This is a genomic window from Streptomyces sp. NBC_01717, from assembly GCF_036248255.1.
Classification (GTDB): Bacteria; Actinomycetota; Actinomycetes; order Streptomycetales; family Streptomycetaceae; genus Streptomyces.
Genome location: NZ_CP109178.1, coordinates 2,216,660 through 2,235,866 on the forward strand (window position 1 = coordinate 2,216,660; position 19,207 = coordinate 2,235,866).

A 19,207-nucleotide genomic window follows, 5' to 3' on the forward strand; every position below is an offset into this window, starting at 1 on the left:
AGGAGTACCCGCCCGTGACCACCACCGCCACCCTCACCACCTCCGTCCCCGCGGCCCCGGTGCCGGTGATCCGGGCCGACGGCGTCCGGCTCGTCCGGGACGGCAACGTCCTGCTCGACTCGGTCTCGCTGACCGTGCGCAGCGGTGAGCACTGGGCCCTGCTCGGCGCCAACGGTGCCGGAAAGAGCACACTGCTCGGGCTGCTCGGCGCGGTCACCCACCCCACCCATGGATCCGTGGAGGTCCTGGGACGCACGATCGGACGGGTCGACCTGCGGGAGCTGCGGACCCTGCTGGGGCACGTCAACCCGCGTCATCCACTGCGTTCACCACTGTCGGTGCGCGAGGTGGTGCTCACCGGTCTGACCAACTCGGTCGAGCCGGTGCCGCGTTGGTCCGCCAGTGTCGAACAGCAGGAACAGGCCGACCGGCTGCTGAAGATGCTGGGCATGCAAGGCAAGACCGGATCGCGTTGGCCGTCGCTCTCCCAGGGCGAGCGGGGCCGTACGCTCATCGCCCGCGCTCTGATGCCGCAGCCGCGGCTGCTGCTCCTCGACGAACCGGCCACCGGTCTGGATCTCGCCGCCCGCGAGCAGCTGCTGGACGCCCTGGACACCTTGCGCCAGGAACACCCCGGGCTGGCGACGGTCCTGGTCACGCACCATCTCGAGGAACTGCCCGCCTCCACCACGCATGCGATGCTGCTTCGGGAGGGGCGGTGTGTGGCCTCGGGTCCGGCCGACCACGTGCTGACCACGGATCAGGTCAGCGACTGCTTCGGGCATCCGGTGCGGATCGTCCGCACGGACGGCCGGTGGACGGCGCGGGCGCAGGCGTCACGCGCGGCTGACGGCAATGGATCGCCGACGGACGCCGTCAGCCGACGGACGGTACGGCGATGAACGGCGTGGCCTGGTGGAAGTAGAGGAGCCAGCCGCGCTCGGTCAGCCGCCACAGTGAACTGCGGTGGGCGCGGAGCCCCTTGACCTCGGAGTCGAAGGTCAGATGGACGAGTTCGTCGGCGAGCTGGACTCCGCGCATCCGTGACGCGGTGAGCTGTCCGGGCCGTGGGGCCTCGCCCGCGGTCAGCGAGGCGATGGTCGCGTCGCGGTCCCAGCAGCGGCCGGCGGTGTCGATCTCGTGGAACTCCGGGTGCAGCACCTGGACGAGGAGATCGGCGGAGCAGCGCACCAGCGGGTCGAGGAGTCTGAGCTCGCCCTCGACGGCGGCGGCCACGCCGGGCTGCTGTTCAGTCACGCGTCATCTCCACGAGTTTGGCCACGGTGTTCCAGTTACGCGTGGTGGCGATGAGGCCCTTGGTGCGGGAGGGGCGGTGGAGCGCCTCGGCGAGCTTTGAACGGCCCAGTCCGTCGGGGGCATAGAGATAGAGCGCACGGTCGCCGAGCCGGAACTCCTCGGGGCGGAAGGCGTCGGCGTCGATCGCGGCGAAGCGTGCGGCGTCCACCGGCCGGTCGAAGTAGGTGACGTGCAGCTGCTTGCCCTCGACGGTGGCGGCCGGGAACGGGCAGGCGTCGGCGACCGATGCGAGATAGGGGCCGTTCCGGATCAGACACGGGACGGCGAAGCCGAAGCGTTCCTCGATGGACTGCTCGAGCTGTGCGGTGAGCGCGTCCTCGTCGCCCGACGCGCTGCTGAAGACGGCGTTGCCGCTCTGCAGATATGTCCGGACGTCCGCATGGCCCAGCTCCGTGAGCAGCGTGCGGAGTTCGGCCATCGGGACCTTCTTGTGGCCGCTCACATTGATCCCGCGCAACAGCGCCGCGTACCTGGTGGTCATGGGCACACCATAGGACGATCCGCCGGAGGTGTGCGGCCGCCGCGCCCCGTGGGGGAGAGCGCGGCGGCCGCCGTCTCGGTGCTGCCTGCTACTCGACGATCTTCAGCAGCTTGTTCGGTGTTCCCTCGGTCGCGTTGGAGATCGCGTCGGGGGTGGCGCCGTCGGTGAGGGCCGTGGCGACCTCCGCCGGGGTGGCGTCCGGATGCCCGGCGAGGTAGACGGCGGCGGCACCGACGACGTGCGGAGTCGCCATGGACGTACCGGAGATGGTGTTCGTCGCGTCGTCGCTGTCGTTCCAGGACGAGGTGATGTCCGAGCCCGGGGCGTAGATGTCCACGACCGAGCCGTAGTTGGAGAACGACGACTGCTCGTCGTCCACCGTGGACGAGGCGACCGTGATGGCCTCCGGGACGCGGGCCGGGGAGCCCTCGCTCGCGTCGGCGGACTCGTTTCCTGCGGCCACCGCGAAGGTGACTCCGGAGGCGATGGCCTTCTGGACCGCGGCGTCGAGAGCCGGGTCGGCACTGCCGCCAAGGCTCATGTTGGCGACGGACGGGCCCTCGTGGTGCGCGGTGACCCAGTCGATGCCGGCGACGACCTGCTCGGTGGTGCCCGAACCGGAGTCGTCGAGGACCCGGACGGCGACGATCTTCGCCTTCTTGGCGACGCCGAACGTCGCACCGGCTATGGTGCCGGCCACGTGGGTGCCGTGGCCGTTGCCGTCATCCGCACTGTCGTCGTTGTCCACGGCGTCGAATCCGGAGGTCGCCCTTCCCTCGAACTCCTTGTGCGTGAGCCGGACACCGGTGTCGATGACATACGCCGTGACGCCTTCGCCCGCGCTGTCCGGGTAGGTGTACGCATGGTCGCCGGCGGTCTCGGTCTGGTCGATCCGGTCGAGACCCCACGACGGCGGGTTGTCCTGGGTGGCGTCGATGTGGAACTTCTTGTTCTGGACGACCTTGGAGACGGCCGGGTCGGCCGCGAGCTGCTTGGCCTCGGTCTGCGAAAGGCCGTTGGCGGAGAAGCCGTTGAGGGCGGAGCTGTAGGTGCGCTTCAGCTTGCCGCCGTACTCCTTGGCGAGCTTCGCCTTGTCGGCCTTCTGGTCCAGCATCACGATGTAGCTGCCCGAGACGGCGGTCGCCGCGTCCGCACCGTAGACCGTCCCCATCGCGGGAGCGGGTGCGGCTCCGGCGTAGGACGTGCCCAGCAGGGTGACTCCGGCAACTGCGGCCGCCGCGGCGATCGCCGCGGTCAGCTTGGTCCCGTTTGTGCGCTTGTGCATGGCCATGAAGAGGGATCTCCTCGGCATTGTTTGTGGGGGGATTGGCCCTCGGCCGGAAGATCTCCGGGGGCTGGCTCGAAACCCTTACCGATTGACACGCTCAGATCAACCCCTTCATACAGCTGTGACTTACTCAACAAGGTTTCGTAATAAGAAATCGGCCAGCGGTGGTCAAGTCGGGCGTCCGACCCCAAAGCCCCATGCGCGTAAGGGCCTTGCACGTGCGTGGGGCGCCGAGTGGAGAACGGCCTCGGTCGGTGGTCCTCAGCGCTGGTAGCGGGCCAGTACCCGGTTCCCGTCGTCGACCAGGCGCCTGTTCAGCTCGTCCCGGCCGATCGCCCCGCTGTAGTACTCCTGCAGTGCGGGCGTGGCGACCTTGTCCTTCCACTCGGGGTAGCCGCGCACCGACTGGGCGGGCGCCGAGCGCAGCCCCTTCGCCAGGGCTGCGCCGGTCGCCCAGCCGTTCTCGGTGGTGTGCAGGGCCGGATCCGCGAGCGCCGCCGTGCCGGTCGGCAGCATCCAGTCGCCCTCTGCCAGGCGCACCATGTTCGGTGGACGCAGCAGGAAGTCGATGAACTGCACGGCCGCCTTCTTGTGCGGGCTGGACTCGGCGACGGACAGGGTCTGCGGGCTCACGCCCTGGGCGAGCCCGTCGCTGCCGGCCGGGGCGGGCAGCACCGTCCAATCGAAGCCCTCAGGCGCCTGTTCGACGACCTGTTGACGGTACGAGAACCCCAGCGGGACCATCGCGTACCGCCCGCCGAACAGCCCGGGGAGGGTGTCGGAGCCGCCCATGCCGAGCGCGGTGCGGGCAGCGCTGTGGTCGGTGTTGACCTGGTCGCGGATGGTGCCGGGGACCACCTGGTCGCCTTCGTCGAGGCGGATGGTCACCTTGCCGTCGGCGCCGCGGTGGAAGAGCTGCCCGCCGCTGGAGAGGCCGAGGTTGAGGGTGACGGAGACGGGTTCCTTCAGCGGCCAGGCGACGCCGTACGTCGCCTTCCCCTCCCCCTTGCCCGTCAGCTCCTTGGTGACCTGCCGGAATTCCTCCCAGCTCCAGGGGTTCGCGGGGGTCGGGATACGGACCCCGGAGGCCTTGAGGATCTTGGTGTTGGCGATCAGGACCCGGGGTTCCTGGAGGAACGGCACCCCGTAGACGCCGTCACCGAAGGTCGTGGTCCGCCAGCTCTGCTCCGGGATGTCGGCGGTCAGCCGGTCGGGCAGGAGGGCGCGCAGCTCGGCGAGATAGCCGCCGTACGCGAAGTCGGCGAGGTCGTCGGAGGCGTCGTGGATGACGTCCGGCGCCTCGTCGCCCTCGAAGGAGGTGAGCAGTTGGTCGTGGACGCTGTCCCAGCTGCCCTGGACGTACTCGACCTGGATGTCGGGGTGGGTGGCGTTCCACTCCTTGACCAGCTGCTTGTTGGCGTCGACGGACTCCTTCTGCCAGGCCAGCGACTGGAAGCGCAGTTCGATCTTCCCGTTGGTGTCCGTTCCGCCTCCGTCACCACTGCAGCCCGTGAGCAGGAGGGCCAGCGCGGTGGCTGCGGCGGCCGCCGTCCGTACCGGTGCGCGCATCAGCTCTTCACCGCCCCGGCGAGCATGCCACCGGTGATCCGGCGCTGGATGACCGCGAAGAGGACGAGGGACGGCAGGGTGGCAAGGAATGCGGCGGCGGCGAGCGGCCCGAGTTCGGCCGCCCCCTCCGCGCCGAGGAAGTGGGTGAGTACGACCGGCAAGGTCTGCTTCTCCGGTGTCTTGAGCAGGACGAGTGCGAAGAAGAACTCGTTCCATGCGGTGATGAACGCGAAGAGCGCGGTGGCGACGATTCCTGGGGCCAGCAGCGGAGCGGTGACCGAGACGAGCGTCCGCAGCCGGCTCGCGCCGTCGACCGAGGCGGCCTCCTCGAGTTCGGGCGGTACGGCGCGGACGTAGCCGACCAGCATCCACAGCGCGAACGGCAGCGCCCAGACGACGTACACCATGATCAGCCCCCACAGGGAGTTGATCAGATGCAGATTCTTGAGAATCAGGAACAGCGGAATGATCAGCAGCACGAAGGGGAACGCCTGGCTGACCACAACCCAGCCGGTGGCGGCCGCCGAGAGCCTGGTGCGGTGCCGGGCCATCACATAGGCCATGGGCGTCGCGATGACGACGGCGATCAGGGCGGCGGACAGTGCGGCGATCAGCGAGTTGGCCGCGGCCTGGAGCAGCGGCTGCTCGTCGAAGGCCTGCCGGAAGTTGTCCAGGGTCGGATGCTCGGGGATCCAGGTGGGGTGCAGGGAACCCAGTTCGCGGGCCGGTTTGAAGGCTGTGGAGATCAGCCAGAGGAACGGGAACGCCAGGAAGACGAGGTAGCCCAGGAGCGCCACGTACTGTCCGGTGCGGGCGGATCTGCCGGTACGGATACTCACTGGTCCTCGCCTCCCTTGAGCCGGCCGACGAGATGGAAGGCGAGGACGACGGAGATCACCGCGACCATCACACAGCCCATCGCCGCGGCGTAGCCGAACTGGCCGTAGCGGAAGGCCTCCTCGTACGCGAAGAGCATCGGAAGCCGGGTCCGGCCGCCGGGGCCGCCGTTGGTCAGGACGTAGACCAGGGCGAACGAGTTGAAGTTCCAGATGAAGTTGAGGGCGGTGATGGCGAGCGCGACCGGCCGGAGAGCCGGCCAGGTGACGGTACGGAACCGGCGCCAGGCGCCCGCGCCGTCCAGGGCGGCCGCTTCGTGGAGTTCGTGCGGGGTGTTCTGGAGCCCCGCCAGGAGTGCGACGGTGGTCTGCGGCATGCCCGCCCAGACACCGACGACGATCACGGCGGGCAGTGCGGTGGCCAGTCCGGTCAGCCAGTCCCGGCCGTCACCGAGCCCGAGATCGCGGATGGTCTCGTTGAGGACGCCGGCGTCCGGGTTGTAGACGAGCCGCCACATGATGCCGACCACGACTTCGGGCATGGCCCAGGGGATGATCGCCAGGGCGCGCGCGAGCCAGCGCATCCGCAGGTTCTGGTTGAGCAGGAGGGCGAGTCCCAGCGCGAGCAGGAACTGCGGGACGGTGACGCCGACCGCCCAGACCAGGCCGATCCGGAACGAGTCCCAGAACAGGGTGTCGTGGAGCAGGTCCTGGAAGTTCAGTCCGCCGACCCACTGGGTGGACCGGGTGCGGCCGGACTGGGCATCGGTGAACGCCAGGGCCACGCCGTAGAGCAGCGGGCCGACGCTGAGGATCAGGATCGGGATCAGGGCGGGGAGCACCAGGAACCAGGTGCCGGCGTTCCGGTTGATCCGCGGCGCCTGTCTGCCCTGTCGGGACCGCGGACTGCCGGGTGGACCGTGCTGTCCGGACTGTACGGTTGCATTCGCCAACGTCATGAATTCGACCCCCTTGCGTCATTGGATCGCTTTCATCCAGTTCCGGCCGCTCAGGTGGCCCCCGCCATGGTGCTGACGGGCCGTCGGTTCGTCAAGGCGGTGTGCACGGATGCGAAAATCGGACCATGAACGAGATGCGTGCGCGCGAGGTGCTGACCGCTGCCGGGCTTTCCGGCGACGCCGAGCTGATCGCGCTGGGCGAGAACGCGGTGTTCGCCGTCGGCGACCTGGTGGTCAAGGTCGGCCGGGACGCCGTTAGGAACCCGGAGCTGCGCAGCCGGGCCGAGCGCGAGGTGGCCGTCGCGCAGTGGCTCGCCGCTTCGGACATCCCCGCCGTGCGGGCGGCGGAGTCGGAGGCGCGGCTTGTCGAAGGACACCCGGTGACGGTCTGGCACCGGCTCCCCGACGCGGTGCGCCCCGCCGAGCCGCGGGATCTGGCGCCGTTGCTCGCCCTGGTCCACGCGCTGCCCGCCCCGGACGGACTGGCGCTGCCGCGGCGGGAGCTGCTGGGTGGGGTGGAGCGGTGGCTGCGGATCGCGGGCGACGCGATCGATCCGGCCGACGCTGCATATCTGCGGGAGCGGCGGGACGGGTTCGCCGCGGCAGCGGCCGCGTTGGTGCCGCATCTGCCGCCGGGGCCGATCCACGGTGACGCACTGCCGCGCAACGTCCATGTCGGTCCGGACGGGCCGGTACTGGTGGACCTCGAGACCTTCTCCGCGGATCTGCGTGAGCACGATCTGGTGGTCCTCGCACTGTCCCGCGACCGGTACGGGCTGACGGCGGAGGCGTACGACGCGTTCACCGCCGTGTACGGCTGGGACGTCCGGGAGTGGGACGGCTGCGCGGTGCTGCGGGGCGCCCGGGAGACGGCCAGCTGTGCGTGGGTCTCACAGCATGCGCCGGGCAATCCGAAGGCGCTTGCTGAGTTCCGGCGCAGGGTTGCGTCCTTGCGTGACGGTGACCCCGAGGTGCGGTGGTATCCGTTCTAGCGGTTGCTGCCGGGGTCTCCCAGCGGCCGCTATGTCCTGAATCTCCCCTATGGCCTCCAGGAGATGGGAGACCTCGGGCTCGGATCTGCGGGCGGGCTCGGGCTTGTAAATGGGGATCAGGTGGTGATCTGCGCCGGTTCCCGTACGGGCCAGCGGGAGTCGATCACTGCGTCCGGAGTGCCCTTGCGGCGCAGGAAGGACTGGAAGCCGGACGCCCAGTCCGCGTACCAGATGATCTGGCGCTCGTGCAGTTCGGTCGCCGTCAGCGCGGCCACCGAGCCGTGCCGTTCGGCTATCGCGTACGCCACGCGCACCGCGGCCAGCGCGTCAGCGCCCGCGTCATGGGCGCCGCCGTGCACCACCCCGTACTCGACGCAGACCGCCTCCAGCGTCCGCTTGCCCTTGCGGTAGCGGTCGACCGCCCGGTCGATCGTGTACGGGTCGACGACCGGACCGATCCCGCCGCCGTCGAGCCGGTCACTGAGGGACGGCAGCCCGTGCCGGCGCAACTCGGCCGTCAGCAGCGTCAGATCGAAGGCCGCGTTGTACGCGACGACCGGCACTCCCTGGCGCCAGTGGCCCACGAGCGTCTCAGCGATCTCGTCCGCCACCTCGCGCGCCGGCCGCCCCTCCGCCGCCGCCCGCTCGCTGCTGATGCCGTGGATCGCCGAGGCCTGTGCCGGGATGCGAATCCCCGGATCGGCCAACCAGATGCGCTGCCGCACCGGCTCCCCGTCCCTGCCGTCGACGCCGACGACCGCAGCCGTCACGATCCGGGCCTCCAGCGGCTCCGTGCCCGTCGTCTCCAGATCGAAGCCGACCAGGGCCTCCCGGTGCCAGCTCATCCCGTACCTCCTTCGTGGTGCTCTCCCCCAGGTGATGACCACCCTGCCATGCACCACTGACAACGGTCGCAGGCGGTTGGCTCAGGAGACCGGGCGGGAGTCCGTCCATACGGATTCGAACTCCTCACGGTATGTCTCGAACAGCCCGTGCTCGTTGTCCTGCCCCGCGCGGACCACCGCCCGCCCTCCGCCCCGCAGCACCAGCACCGGCGCCTCCATGCCGCGTGCGCGCCGCAGATACGGCTGGACGACGCCCACCGCGTCCGCCCCGTCCCCGTCCACCAGATAGGCCGTGAAGCGCGGCGTCTCGTCGAAGACATGGATCTCGAAGGCGCCCGGATCGCGGAGCTTGGAGCGGACCCGGCGCATATGGAGGATGTTCATCTCCACGGACCGGCTCAGCTCGCCCTTCTTGAGGCCCAGTTCGCGCTCGCGGCGCTTGACCGCGCTGCTCGCCGGGTTGATGAAGAGCAACCGGATCCGGCAGCCCGATTCGGCCAGCCGGACGAGCCTGCGGCCGGAGAAGTTCTGCACCAGCAGATTGAGGCCTATGCCGATCGCGTCGAGGCGGCGCGAGCCGCCGAAGAGGTCCTCGGCGGGGAGCTGGCGCTGCAGCCGGACCCGGTCGGGGTGGACGGAGACCACATCCGCGTAGCGGTCGCCGACCAGTTCCTCGACGGCGTCGACCGGCAGCCGGTCGGCGGACGGGACCGCGGCGCCGCTGCCGAGGATCTCCAGGAGCCGCGCCGAGGCGCGCTCGGCCTGGGCGAGGACCGCCTCGTTCAGTGCGCGGTTGCGGGAGACCACGTTGCGGGCGACCTCCAGCTCGTCGAGTGCCAGCTCGACGTCGCGCCGGTCGTCGAAGTACGGCTCGAAGCAAGGCCAGTGCTGGATCATCAGCTCCCGCAGCTGCGGGAGCGTGAGGAAGCTGAGCACATTGTCGTCGGCCGGGTCGAGCAGATATCCCTTGCGGCGGGAGACCTCGCGCACGGCGACGGCGCGCTGCACCCATTCCTGCCCGGCGGGCCCCGCGGCGGCCACCACCCAGTCGTCGCCGTGCACCGGTTCGTAGATGGGCCGCAGCACCGCGGCGACGACGGCGCGCAGCCGCTGTTCCACGAGATTCAGCCAGATGTAGGCCCGCCCGGCGCGCTGGGCCCGGGTCCGGACCTCGCTCCAGGCATCCGCGCCCCAGTCCAGTTCGGCGCCGATCTCCATGGGCTGCGCAAGCGATACCGCCCCCGGCGGGGCGTCGACGGATTCCCCCTCGTGACCTGCGTCACCTGGGGGCAGCTCGAACCCTCCCGAGCTCACCCGCGCACCGCCTTCCGCTCCCCCACCAATGATCAAGGAAGGGTACTCCGGGAGCGGGAGCCGGTGCAGCCGGATGCACAGGCTCCTTTCTCAACTCCCTCATGAGTAAGGCCTGTTCCCGCTGGCGAGATCTGCCGGAGTGAGCGGATTCACGGTGATTGGGCACCCCGTCAGGTGCCGCATACCGGACGTACGGCCCGGTCAGGTTCTCGGATTCCGGTTCCGGGCGACACGGAGAGGACCGATGTTGACAGGACCGGCCGACGTCCTAGGTGCGGGGCACTCTTTCGGGGAAGATCTGGCCGGGTCGGTCCCAAGTGCCCCCAGCACCCGGATCAGAAGTGGAAGAGTCATATCTATGCAGGTCTGGCCGGGACAGGCGTATCCCCTCGGCGCCACGTACGACGGCGTCGGCACCAACTTCGCGGTCTTCTCGGAGGCCGCCAACAGGATCGAGTTGTGCCTGCTGCACGACGACGGTTCCGAGACGGCGGTGGAACTGAGAGAGACCGATGCCTTCGTCCGCCATGCCTATCTGCCCGGGGTGATGCCCGGGCAGCGGTACGGGTTCCGGGTGCACGGACCGTACGAGCCGCAGCACGGAACCCGCTGCAACTCGGCGAAGCTGCTGCTCGATCCGTACGCGCGGGCGGTCTCCGGGCAGATCCGGTGGGGCGAGGCGGTGTACGGCTATCCGTTCGGCCGCCCCGACGCGCGCAACGACCTCGACTCCGCGCCGCACACGATGACGTCGGTGGTGGTCAACCCGTACTTCGACTGGGGCGACGACCGGCGGCCCCGTACGGACTACCACCGCACGGTGATCTACGAGGCCCATGTGAAGGGCCTGACCATGCTCCATCCGGGACTGCCGAAGGAGCTGCGCGGCACCTACGCGGCGCTGGCCCACCCGGAGGTCATCGCACATCTGACCGAACTCGGTGTGACGGCGATCGAGCTGATGCCGGTGCACCAGTTCGTCCAGGACCACCGGCTGGCGGACGCGGGGCTCGCCAACTACTGGGGCTACAACACCATCGGCTTCTTCGCCCCGCACAACGCGTACGCCTCCCGCGGCGACCGCGGTGAACAGGTGAGCGAGTTCAAGCAGGCGGTACGGGCGCTGCATCAGGCGGGCATCGAGGTCATCCTCGATGTCGTCTACAACCACACCGCGGAGGGCAACCACCTGGGGCCGACGCTGTCGTTCCGGGGACTGGACAACGCCTCGTACTACCGGCTCGCGGACGACCAGCGGTACTACATGGACACCACGGGCACCGGCAACTCGCTGCTGATGCGGTCGCCGCACGTGCTCCAGCTGATCATGGACTCGCTGCGGTACTGGGTGACCGAGATGCACGTGGACGGTTTCCGCTTCGATCTGGCGGCCACGCTGGCCCGCCAGTTCCACGAGGTGGACCGGCTGTCGTCGTTCTTCGACCTTGTGCAGCAGGACCCGGTGGTCAGCCAGGTGAAGCTGATCGCCGAGCCGTGGGACGTGGGTGAGGGCGGCTACCAGGTGGGGAACTTCCCGCCGTTGTGGACCGAGTGGAACGGCAAGTACCGGGACACCGTGCGCGATCTGTGGCGCGGCGAGCCGCGGACCCTAGCCGAGTTCGCGGGGCGGCTGACCGGCTCCTCGGACCTCTACCAGGACGACGGTCGACGGCCGCTCGCCTCGATCAACTTCACCACCTGCCACGACGGGTTCACGCTGCACGACCTGGTCTCGTACAACGACAAGCACAACGACGCGAACGGCGAGGCCAACCGGGACGGCGAGAGCCACAACCGGTCATGGAACTGCGGCGTGGAGGGCGAGACGGATCAGCCGGAGGTGCTGGGGCTGCGCGAGCGGCAGATGCGGAACTTCATCGCCACGCTGATGGTGTCGCAGGGGGTGCCGATGCTGAGTCACGGCGACGAGTTCGCCCGCACGCAGCGCGGCAACAACAACGCTTACTGCCAGGACAACGAGCTGTCGTGGGTGCACTGGCCGGAACCGCGCAAGGCCGGCGCCCCGGGCGAGGACGGGGACGGGGAAGAGGACGGTGCCGAGGACGACGCCGGGGCGGAATCCGTCGCTGCCAGCACTCTGCTGGAGTTCACCCGGGCGATGGTCTGGCTCCGTCGCGACCACCCGGTCTTCCGGCGTCGCCGGTTCTTCCACGGGCGGCCGGTGGAGGGCACGCACGACGAACTCTCCGACATCGCCTGGTTCACGCCCGAGGGCAGTGAGATGACCCAGCGCGACTGGCAGGCGGCGCACGCCAAGGCGCTGACGGTCTTCCTGAACGGGTCCGCGATCTCGGAGCCGGGGCCACGCGGTGAGCGGATCTCCGACGACTCGTTCCTGCTGATGTTCAACGCGAGCGCCGACACGCTGGAGTTCGCCGTCCCGGTGAACCATGGGCGGCAGTGGTCGATCGTGGTCGACACCGCCAGCCCGGACGGGGTGAGGCCCGGAGCGGGGCCGAAGGTGGCGGCGGGTGAGCGGGTGACGTTGGTGGGGCGGAGCATGGCGGTGCTGCAGCGCCCGGCCTAAGGGCTGTCCTCCTTCCGATGCGGCATGGCCCGGAGGAGCGAACCGGGTGGATGAGAGCGGCGGCAGAGGCGCCCGGGCTGCTCTGTGGTGACCGCTCGTCCGGATGGATGGGGCGAATACGGTGTCACAGTCGGCGTCAGGCTGGGTACGTACGTTCGCATGACGCCCACCGCCACGTACCGGCTTCAGCTCCAGCCCGACTTCCCGTTCTCGGCCGCCGGGCACGCGGTGCCGTATCTCGCCGCGCTCGGCGTATCCCATCTGCATCTGTCCCCGGTTCTCGAAGCCGTGCCCGGCTCCACACACGGCTATGACGTCGTCGACCACAGCCGTGTCCGGGCCGAGCTCGGCGGTGAGGAAGGGCTGCGGCAGCTGGCGCACACGGCGCGGGAGCACGGACTCGGGCTGGTGCTGGACATCGTGCCGAACCATATGGCCGCTGTCCCCCGGCACAACCGCGCGCTGTGGGAGGTCCTGCGCGAGGGCCCCGGGTCCCCGTACGCCCGCTGGTTCGACATCGACTGGGCGGCGGGCGACGGCAAGGTGCTGCTGCCGGTGCTCGGCGGCCGGATCGGCGACGAGACGGACCGGTTCCGGGTCGACGGGGAGGTGCTGCACTACGGCGAACAGGAGTTCCCGCTCAGGGCCGGAACCGCCGGCCTGCCGCTGACGAAGCTGCTGGCTGCGCAGCACTACCGGCTCGGCTGGTGGCGACTGGCCCGTACCGAGCTGAACTACCGGCGGTTCTTCACCATCTCCGACCTCATCGGGGTGCGGGTGGAGGATCCCGAGGTATTCGCCGCCACCCATGGCAAGATCCTCGAACTGGTCCGGGACGGTGTGGTCGACGGGCTGCGCATCGACCATCCGGACGGACTCGCCGATCCCGCCTCCTACCTTGAGCGGCTCGGCGAGGCGACCGGCGGCCGGTGGACGGTCGTGGAGAAGATCCTCACCGGCACCGAGCCGCTGCCGGCGGGCTGGGCCGTCGCCGGGACGACCGGGTACGACGCCCTGCACCGGGTCGACGGGCTGTTCGTCGACCCGGTGGGCACTGCCGAGCTGGCCGGCATGTACCGGGAGTTCGCGAGTCCGGCCGGGGACCGCGGCGGCTACTGGGCGGCGACGGTCCGCCGGGCCGCGTACCGGGTGGTGACGCACGAGCTGGCCGCCGAGACAGAACACCTGACCAGGCTCGCCGTGCGCATCTGCGCCGAGGACCCCGCGCTGCGCGACCACGCCCCCTGGGCGCTGCACACCGCCGTGCGCGAACTGCTCGTCCGGGTTCCGGTCTACCGTCCGTACGTGACGGCCGGCGGGCCCTGCACGGCGGCGGCGGAGGCGACGCTGCCGGACACGGCCGTACGGGAGGCCAGAGCGGTGTTCTCCGTGCCGCAGGAGGCGACGGCCGTCGATGTGGTGCGGAATCTGGCACTCGGGCGGCTCGGTGACGGGCCGGAGCGGGCGGCGTTCTGCGCTCGGTTCGCACAGACCGCGTCCGCGCTGCGGGCCAAGTCGGTCGAAGACACGGCGTTCTACCGGTACGCGCCGCTGATCTCGGCGGCCGAGGTGGGCGGTGATCCCGGGTCCCCGGCGGTGGCTCCGGAGGAGTTCCATGCGTTCTGTGCCCGGCTGGCGCGCGACTGGCCCGCCACCGGGACGGCGCTGACGACCCATGACACCAAGCGCAGTGCGGATGTGCGGGCCCGGATCGCGGTGCTGTCGGAGTGCCCGGATCAGTGGTCGGAGCTGCTGGCGGAGCTGGGGCGGGCGGCGCCGACGGCGACCGCACCCGATCCCCAGCTGGCCTGGCAGGCCTGGCAGACGGCGTTCGGCTGCGCGGGGCTGCCGGCCGCGGAGAGAGCGAGGCGGTTCGAATCCGCACTGCTCAAGGCGGTTCGCGAGGCAGGTCTCTTCACAAGCTGGACCGAGCCCGATCCGGTGTACGAGCGGGCGGTGACGGATTTCGTCGCAGCGGGACCGGCCGCCGGCACGGGCCCGGCGCGGGCGGTGCTGGAGCGGTTCGCGGCCGCGCTCGAACCGTTCGCGCAGGCCAACATCGCCGGCGCGGCGCTGGTGCAGCTGACGATGCCGGGGGTGCCGGACCTGTACCAGGGGACGGAGCAGGAGTACACCGCCCTCGTCGACCCTGACAACCGGCAGCCGTTCCGGCGGCCGCCCGAGGACGAGCCCGTCGGTGAGAAAGCCGCGCTCACACTGGCCGCACTCCGGCTGAGGCGCGAGCGGCCGGAGCTTTTCGGCGAATCGGGGACGTACACCCCGCTGACCGCGAAGGGTCCGGCGGCCGTGCACTGCCTGGCCTTCTGCCGCTCGGGCGAGGTGGTCACGGCGGTGACCAGGCTGTCGCTGCGGCTGGCCGGGGCGGGCGGCTGGCGCGGGACGGAGCTGACGCTGCCGGACGACGGCACGTGGACCGATCTGCTGACGCCGGGCCGGGAGTTCTCCGGCGGTGCGGTCGCGGTGGCCGAGCTGTTCGCCGAGCGGCCGGTGGCGCTGCTCAGCCGGGCCGGACGAGGAGGGTCCGCGGACCGCGGGTGATCAGACCGGTGCCGGCCGGGCGGAACCCGTCCGCCCAGCGGAGGCGGGGCATGGCGTCGAGCAGGGCGCCCAGTCCCTGCTCCGCCTCCAGCCGGCCGAGCAGGACGGCCGGGCAGGACTCCGGTCCGGCCGTGGACGTGCCCTGGTCACGACGGAACGGGTCGAAGAGGTCGGGTGAGGCGTACCGCTCGGGATCTCGGACCGCGGCGCCGATCAGACAGGCGACGGGCGCACCGGCGGGGAGCGTGCCACCGCTGACCCGCACCTCGGCGACGGTGCGGCGCAGCACGAACTGCACGGGAGGGTCGCGGCGCAGCGATTCGGTCCAGGCGCGGTGGGCGAGGGCGGGTTCGACACGCAGGGCGGCAAGGAGGTCGGGGTCGTCCAGCACATTGGCGAGGAAGGAGGCGAGCGCGGTCTCACGGAGGCCGGTCTGCCGGGTGCAGGGGACGGTGGCGGCGTTGCGGGGCAGCGGGCCCAGGTCCGGGTACGCGCCGGCGCCGACGGGCAGCCAGTGGCAGAACTCCTTCACGAGGTCCGCCTGTTGCCGCCCGGCGATTCGGCGGGCGAGGACGTAGGCGGTCCGCCCCACGTGCTCGGTGAGGTGACGGGGCGCGGTCGCTGCCGCCCGCGCGATGTCCTGCGGCCGGGGCCCGCAGAGCACAGTGCCATGGCAGAGCCCACGCGGCGCGGGCCCGCCGCGGGGCGCCCCGTCGTGCGGGAAGCCGGTGAACCGCGGGTCGGTGAGGGCGGTGGTCACATCGGCGTACCGGCTGAGCAGCCAGGCGCCGAGGAGTGCGTCGTAGCTGAGCGGGTACTCCTCGCGCAGCACGCGGTAGAGCCGGTACGGATCGTGCGCGGCGCCGGGGGCGAGGAGGCTCGGGCCGGTGCCGGGCCGGGCGGCGCGGTGGCCGAGGCCCGCTGCGGGCGCGGGCACAGGCGTGGGCACGGGTATGCGGTCGGGCTCATCAGCCGGCATCCGTACCCCCCTGGATCGGTGCGCCGCGGTATGGCGCGGATGATTCCAGGGGACCATCGCGGCGCACTCACTGCACTGGCGGTACGGCCATTCGGGTAACAGGAGGCGCCGGGAGCGGCTACCGACCGTGCCCCCGCCCGCAGCGGTGCGAGCCGGCTGAGCCGCGTGCCCCCGGCCCGCCCGCAGCAGCTCCGTGAACGCCGCAGCGGCGCCCGTCGGCTCCACTCGGGAGAACACCACGAGATGTCTCCGAGATGATCGCCGAGAGCCGGATGACCGTCGGCCGGGACGCCGATCCGTCCGATGTGGCACACCACGTCCACGCCCGTCCGACGCCCTCCGAGGCGGTCGGCGAGGCCTCCCTCACCCTCGCCGGACGCGGCCTCCACCAACAGGCCTGATCCGCAGCCGGCCCATCGGCATCAGACCGGACGCCCGGGAATCCCAGGAAACTCGGGAGGCTTGAGTACGGGCGCGGAGAGCCGGAAGGTGATCCTGCCGAAGCTCACCTGGTCCCCGTCGCGCACCGACACCGCCCCGGTCACCCGCTGCCCGTTCACACACGTGCCGTTGGTCGAGCCGAGATCGCGCAGGATCCATCGGCCACCCTGCACCGTGAGTTCGGCGTGCATCCGCGAGACGGTCTCGTGGGTGAGCCGCAATCCGTTCGCCGGGTCGCGGCCGATCAGCACGGGGTACGGGGTGGGCGCGGGCAGCAGCAACTTCGGCAGCCGCTCGGCCTGCCAGGCCCTGCGCACCCGCGCGGGGAATCCGGAGACCGCGCCCACCACCTGGAACAGCCCGCGTGTCCAGCGGCCTTCGGTCCTCAGGTCGGCGGTGAGTGCCTCCAGCTCCTCCGAGCGGTCGACGGACAGGGCCAGTTCCATGCGCCGCATGAACGTGTCATGGGACAGCTTGCCCTGGGCCGCGCCTTCTCTGAGCACACCGAGAACACGGTCGCGCTGGGCGTCGGAGACCCGCGCGGGATACGTGTGGAACTCGAAGGAGGACGTCACAGGACCGATTGTCGGGCCGACCGCCCCGGAGTGTCCAGAACATGCCTGCTTTCCGCCCGCCTGACCTGCGCGCGCGGCATGGCTGCGCAGAACGCCCGTGCCGAAAGTCGGGGGCGGTGTCCGGCGAAGGTTGCTACTGTCTGCCGCCGCGTGCCGTGCGCTGAGAACCGGTTGGCCGGCACGCCTCAAGGAGACATGGAGACTTGGTGACCCCTGCACCACTGGAGCTGACCGTCCGTCCGCTCACCGGGCCCGACGAACTCGGGCTCTTCCGAAGCCTGTTGTACGTCCTCGACCACGAACTGGCCGACGACCTCGCCACCGGGCGCCGCCGCCCGGAGTGGCTGTGGTTGGCGCTGCGCGGCGACCGGGTGGTGGCGCGGGCCGGCTGGTGGAGCCAGGGCGGGGACGTACCGCTGGCGCTCGACTTCTTCGACGTCGACGACACGCTGCCCGAGCCCGAACGCACCGAGACAGGTGTCCGGCTGCTGGAGGCGGCGACGGCGGCCGTCGTTCCCGCCGGGGTCCCGCGGCCGGAGTACGGGCGATTCGTACCGCCGGACTGGCGCGAGGACCCGGTGGCCCGCGACATCGTCGAGGCCCGGATCCGGGTGATGGAGCGCACCGGTGCGCGGATGCTGGTCGAACGGCTGCGCCTGGAGTGGCGGGCAGGTACGCCGGTCCCGGCCGACACCGGCCGGCTGCGCTTCCGTCCGGTGGCCGGGCGCGAGGATCTGCTCGCGCTGATGACCCCGGTGATGGAGGGCACCCTGGACGCGCACGGCCAGGAGGATCTCGCGTCGGGCCTGTCCGCGCGCAAGGCGGCGGAGAAGCACTACGACGAGGAGCTCGCGGAGTACACCACCCCGCGGGAGTGGTGGCGGATCGCCGAACTCCCCGACGGTGAGCCGGTCGGGTTCGTGATCCCGGCCCGTAACAGCTACAACCCGATCATCGCGTACATCGGAGTGCTGCCGGCGCAGCGCGGTCGCGGCCATATCGACGAGCTGCTCGCCGAGGGCACGCGGGTGCTCGCCGCGCAGGACGGCGTGGAGCGGATCCGGGCCGCGACGGACCTCGGCAATGTGCCGATGGCGAAGTCGTTCGAGCGCCTGGGGTACGTCAACTTCGAGCGCGCGTTCAACATGATCTGGGAACCGGCATGAATTCGGTGGACCGTGCGCCGTGGGGCCGGTTACGGTGGGCGCCCGCCCGAGGATCGAGGAAGGAGGCGAGAACAGTGCGTACCAGTACCACTTCATTCCCGCGCTCCCGTCCCGTTCGCCGGGCGGTTTCGGTTTCGGTCTGACCGGGAGCGCATCGCTTCTTCCGGAGGACTTTTTCCATGACCGATCTGGTCGTTCGCGCTCTCACCGAGAGCGACGCACATCTTTTCCGCACCCTGCAGGACCCCGGTCTCGTCGGCCGCGCCGCCTTCGGCCACAGCTACGCCACCGTGCACGAGGGCGGCGAGTACCGCCCCGAGTGGACCTGGGTCGCTCTACGCGACGGTGTCGTCGTGGCCAGGGCCGCCTGGTGGTCGGGGCCCGATGACACCGAGCCGGTGACGCTCGACCGGTTCGACTTCGCCGACGGCGAGGACGAGGCGGGCAGCGAACTGCTGCGCCGTGCACCGCTGTACGCCGAGTACGAGCTGATGCTGCCCGCCGACTGGCGGGAGCGGCCCGATGTCACGGCCGCCGCCGAGTCGAGGATCGCCGCCGCCCGCGCGGCCGGCATGGAGCCGCTGGTGGAGCGGTACCGGTACGAGTGGACACCGGAGTGCGGGCTGCCCGAGCGGCCCGGCCGGCTCGTGTTCCGCCCGGAGCCGGACGACGCGGTGATCCTCGATGTGCTGCGCCGGGTCCACTCCGTCACGCTGGACGCGCACGCCCGGCGGGCCATCGAGGGCCCCGGCGGACTGGAGCAGGCGGCGCAGGAGGAGCTCGACTTCTTCCACTGGTGCCCCTCGCCGCGCTCCTGGTGGCAACTGGCGTACACCCCCGACGGCGAGGTGGCCGGCATCCAGGTGCCGGCCCGTAACCCGGGCGGTCCGTGCATCGGCTTCATCGGCGTCGTGCCCGAACAGCGTGGCCACGGCTACGGGTACGACCTGCTCGTCGAGTGCACGCACTTCCTGGCGGCCGAGGGCGCCGAGTTCATCGCGGGCGCCACCGACCGGGGCAATGCGCCGATGGCGGCCGCGTTCGCCCGGGCCGGCCATCGGGTCATACAGGAACGCATCCATCTGGTGTGAGGTGCGAGGTGAGTTCCGCCGGCCGGTAGAGGCGGAGCTGCTGCGCGGCGGGGATGGTCGCATCCTCGCCGCGCGGTCCCACCTTCAGCAGCAGGTTGCCTCCTGCGGCCGCCGTCCCGGTCTCCAGCGCGGTGCCACCACGAGGACCATGGCGCGAAGTATTGATCGCTCAGGGGGTCGTTCGTAGGATCCGGGCACCTCCGGGGCACCTCCGACCGTGATGGCTACGCGCACCACCGAGCTGATG

General features: G+C 70.8%; 16 protein-coding genes and 2 pseudogenes. 7 read left to right on the plus strand and 11 right to left on the minus strand.

Annotated elements, in window-relative coordinates:
* Positions 1–14 precede the first annotated feature (14 nt).
* Complete coding sequence (locus tag OHB49_RS10150; RefSeq protein ID WP_329159611.1) at positions 15–902, plus strand: ABC transporter ATP-binding protein; 888 nt, start codon at positions 15–17, stop codon at positions 900–902.
* Here OHB49_RS10150 and OHB49_RS10155 read toward each other — a convergent pair.
* From OHB49_RS10155 to OHB49_RS10180, 6 genes are all read right to left on the minus strand, one after another.
* Positions 877–1,257 carry a nuclear transport factor 2 family protein gene (locus OHB49_RS10155; RefSeq protein ID WP_329159613.1) on the minus strand — a complete coding sequence of 127 codons (381 nt, stop codon included), beginning with the start codon at positions 1,255–1,257 and terminating at the stop codon, positions 877–879. The two genes, OHB49_RS10150 and OHB49_RS10155, sit on opposite strands and share 26 nt — an antisense overlap.
* Positions 1,250–1,798 carry a DUF1697 domain-containing protein gene (locus tag OHB49_RS10160; RefSeq protein ID WP_329159615.1) on the minus strand — a complete coding sequence of 183 codons (549 nt, stop codon included), beginning with the start codon at positions 1,796–1,798 and terminating at the stop codon, positions 1,250–1,252. The genes OHB49_RS10155 and OHB49_RS10160 overlap by 8 nt, the downstream gene beginning before the upstream one ends.
* Before the next feature lie 88 nt (positions 1,799–1,886).
* Entirely contained in the window at positions 1,887–3,089 is a 1,203-nt protein-coding gene (locus tag OHB49_RS10165; protein WP_329159617.1) for a S8 family peptidase, read from the minus strand.
* A 258-nt stretch (positions 3,090–3,347) separates the two neighbouring features.
* Positions 3,348–4,655 (minus strand): ABC transporter substrate-binding protein, encoded by a 1,308-nt coding sequence (locus OHB49_RS10170; protein ID WP_329159619.1) that lies wholly within the window; start codon positions 4,653–4,655, stop codon positions 3,348–3,350.
* Positions 4,655–5,494 carry a carbohydrate ABC transporter permease gene (locus tag OHB49_RS10175; protein WP_329159620.1) on the minus strand — a complete coding sequence of 280 codons (840 nt, stop codon included), beginning with the start codon at positions 5,492–5,494 and terminating at the stop codon, positions 4,655–4,657. The genes OHB49_RS10170 and OHB49_RS10175 overlap by 1 nt, the downstream gene beginning before the upstream one ends.
* Complete coding sequence (locus OHB49_RS10180) at positions 5,491–6,450, minus strand: carbohydrate ABC transporter permease (RefSeq protein ID WP_329159622.1); 960 nt, start codon at positions 6,448–6,450, stop codon at positions 5,491–5,493. The genes OHB49_RS10175 and OHB49_RS10180 overlap by 4 nt, the downstream gene beginning before the upstream one ends.
* A gap of 125 nt (positions 6,451–6,575) precedes the next feature.
* On the opposite strand from OHB49_RS10180, the gene OHB49_RS10185 reads away from it, so the two are divergent.
* Positions 6,576–7,442, plus strand: a complete 867-nt coding sequence (locus OHB49_RS10185) for a phosphotransferase enzyme family protein (RefSeq protein ID WP_329159624.1) — start codon at positions 6,576–6,578, stop codon at positions 7,440–7,442.
* Between the two features lie 116 nt (positions 7,443–7,558).
* Here the strand turns inward: OHB49_RS10185 and OHB49_RS10190 are convergent, their stop codons facing one another.
* Together OHB49_RS10190 and OHB49_RS10195 are read right to left on the minus strand one after the other, a co-directional pair.
* Positions 7,559–8,287: a 3'-5' exonuclease gene (locus OHB49_RS10190; RefSeq protein ID WP_329159626.1), complete on the minus strand. Its 729-nt coding sequence runs from the start codon at positions 8,285–8,287 to the stop codon at positions 7,559–7,561.
* Positions 8,288–8,368: 81 nt separating this feature from the next.
* Entirely contained in the window at positions 8,369–9,601 is a 1,233-nt protein-coding gene (locus OHB49_RS10195; protein WP_037821892.1) for an SAV2148 family HEPN domain-containing protein, read from the minus strand.
* A 358-nt stretch (positions 9,602–9,959) separates the two neighbouring features.
* Here OHB49_RS10195 and glgX point away from each other — a divergent pair, with 358 nt between their 5' ends.
* The gene (glgX, locus tag OHB49_RS10200; protein WP_329159629.1) at positions 9,960–12,149 is read left to right on the plus strand and encodes a glycogen debranching protein GlgX; all 2,190 of its coding nucleotides are present in this window, start codon (positions 9,960–9,962) and stop codon (positions 12,147–12,149) included.
* Between the two features lie 159 nt (positions 12,150–12,308).
* Positions 12,309–14,708, plus strand: a complete 2,400-nt coding sequence (treY, locus tag OHB49_RS10205) for a malto-oligosyltrehalose synthase (RefSeq protein ID WP_329159631.1) — start codon at positions 12,309–12,311, stop codon at positions 14,706–14,708.
* On the opposite strand, the gene OHB49_RS10210 is transcribed toward treY, so the two are convergent.
* Positions 14,668–15,687, minus strand: coding sequence for a cytochrome P450 (locus OHB49_RS10210; RefSeq protein ID WP_329159633.1), 1,020 nt, complete (start codon positions 15,685–15,687; stop codon positions 14,668–14,670). The two genes, treY and OHB49_RS10210, sit on opposite strands and share 41 nt — an antisense overlap.
* 245 nt (positions 15,688–15,932) lie before the next feature.
* Between OHB49_RS10210 and OHB49_RS10215 the strand changes: the two are divergent.
* Positions 15,933–16,088 (plus strand): annotated as a pseudogene (locus OHB49_RS10215) (dihydrolipoyl dehydrogenase); the annotation flags it as partial.
* Positions 16,089–16,109: 21 nt separating this feature from the next.
* On the opposite strand, the gene OHB49_RS10220 reads toward OHB49_RS10215, so the two are convergent.
* Positions 16,110–16,703 carry a DUF1707 and FHA domain-containing protein gene (locus tag OHB49_RS10220; protein WP_329159635.1) on the minus strand — a complete coding sequence of 198 codons (594 nt, stop codon included), beginning with the start codon at positions 16,701–16,703 and terminating at the stop codon, positions 16,110–16,112.
* Between the two features lie 206 nt (positions 16,704–16,909).
* Between OHB49_RS10220 and OHB49_RS10225 the strand changes: the two genes are divergently transcribed.
* Both OHB49_RS10225 and OHB49_RS10230 read left to right on the plus strand, forming a co-directional pair.
* Positions 16,910–17,869: a GNAT family N-acetyltransferase gene (locus OHB49_RS10225; protein ID WP_030974909.1), complete on the plus strand. Its 960-nt coding sequence runs from the start codon at positions 16,910–16,912 to the stop codon at positions 17,867–17,869.
* A gap of 179 nt (positions 17,870–18,048) precedes the next feature.
* Entirely contained in the window at positions 18,049–18,960 is a 912-nt protein-coding gene (locus OHB49_RS10230; protein ID WP_329159638.1) for a GNAT family N-acetyltransferase, read from the plus strand.
* Here OHB49_RS10230 and OHB49_RS10235 read toward each other — a convergent pair.
* Positions 18,932–19,093, minus strand: a pseudogene (locus OHB49_RS10235) (alpha-L-fucosidase); the annotation flags it as partial. The gene OHB49_RS10230 and the pseudogene OHB49_RS10235 overlap by 29 nt on opposite strands.
* Between the last annotated feature and the right edge of the window lie 114 nt (positions 19,094–19,207).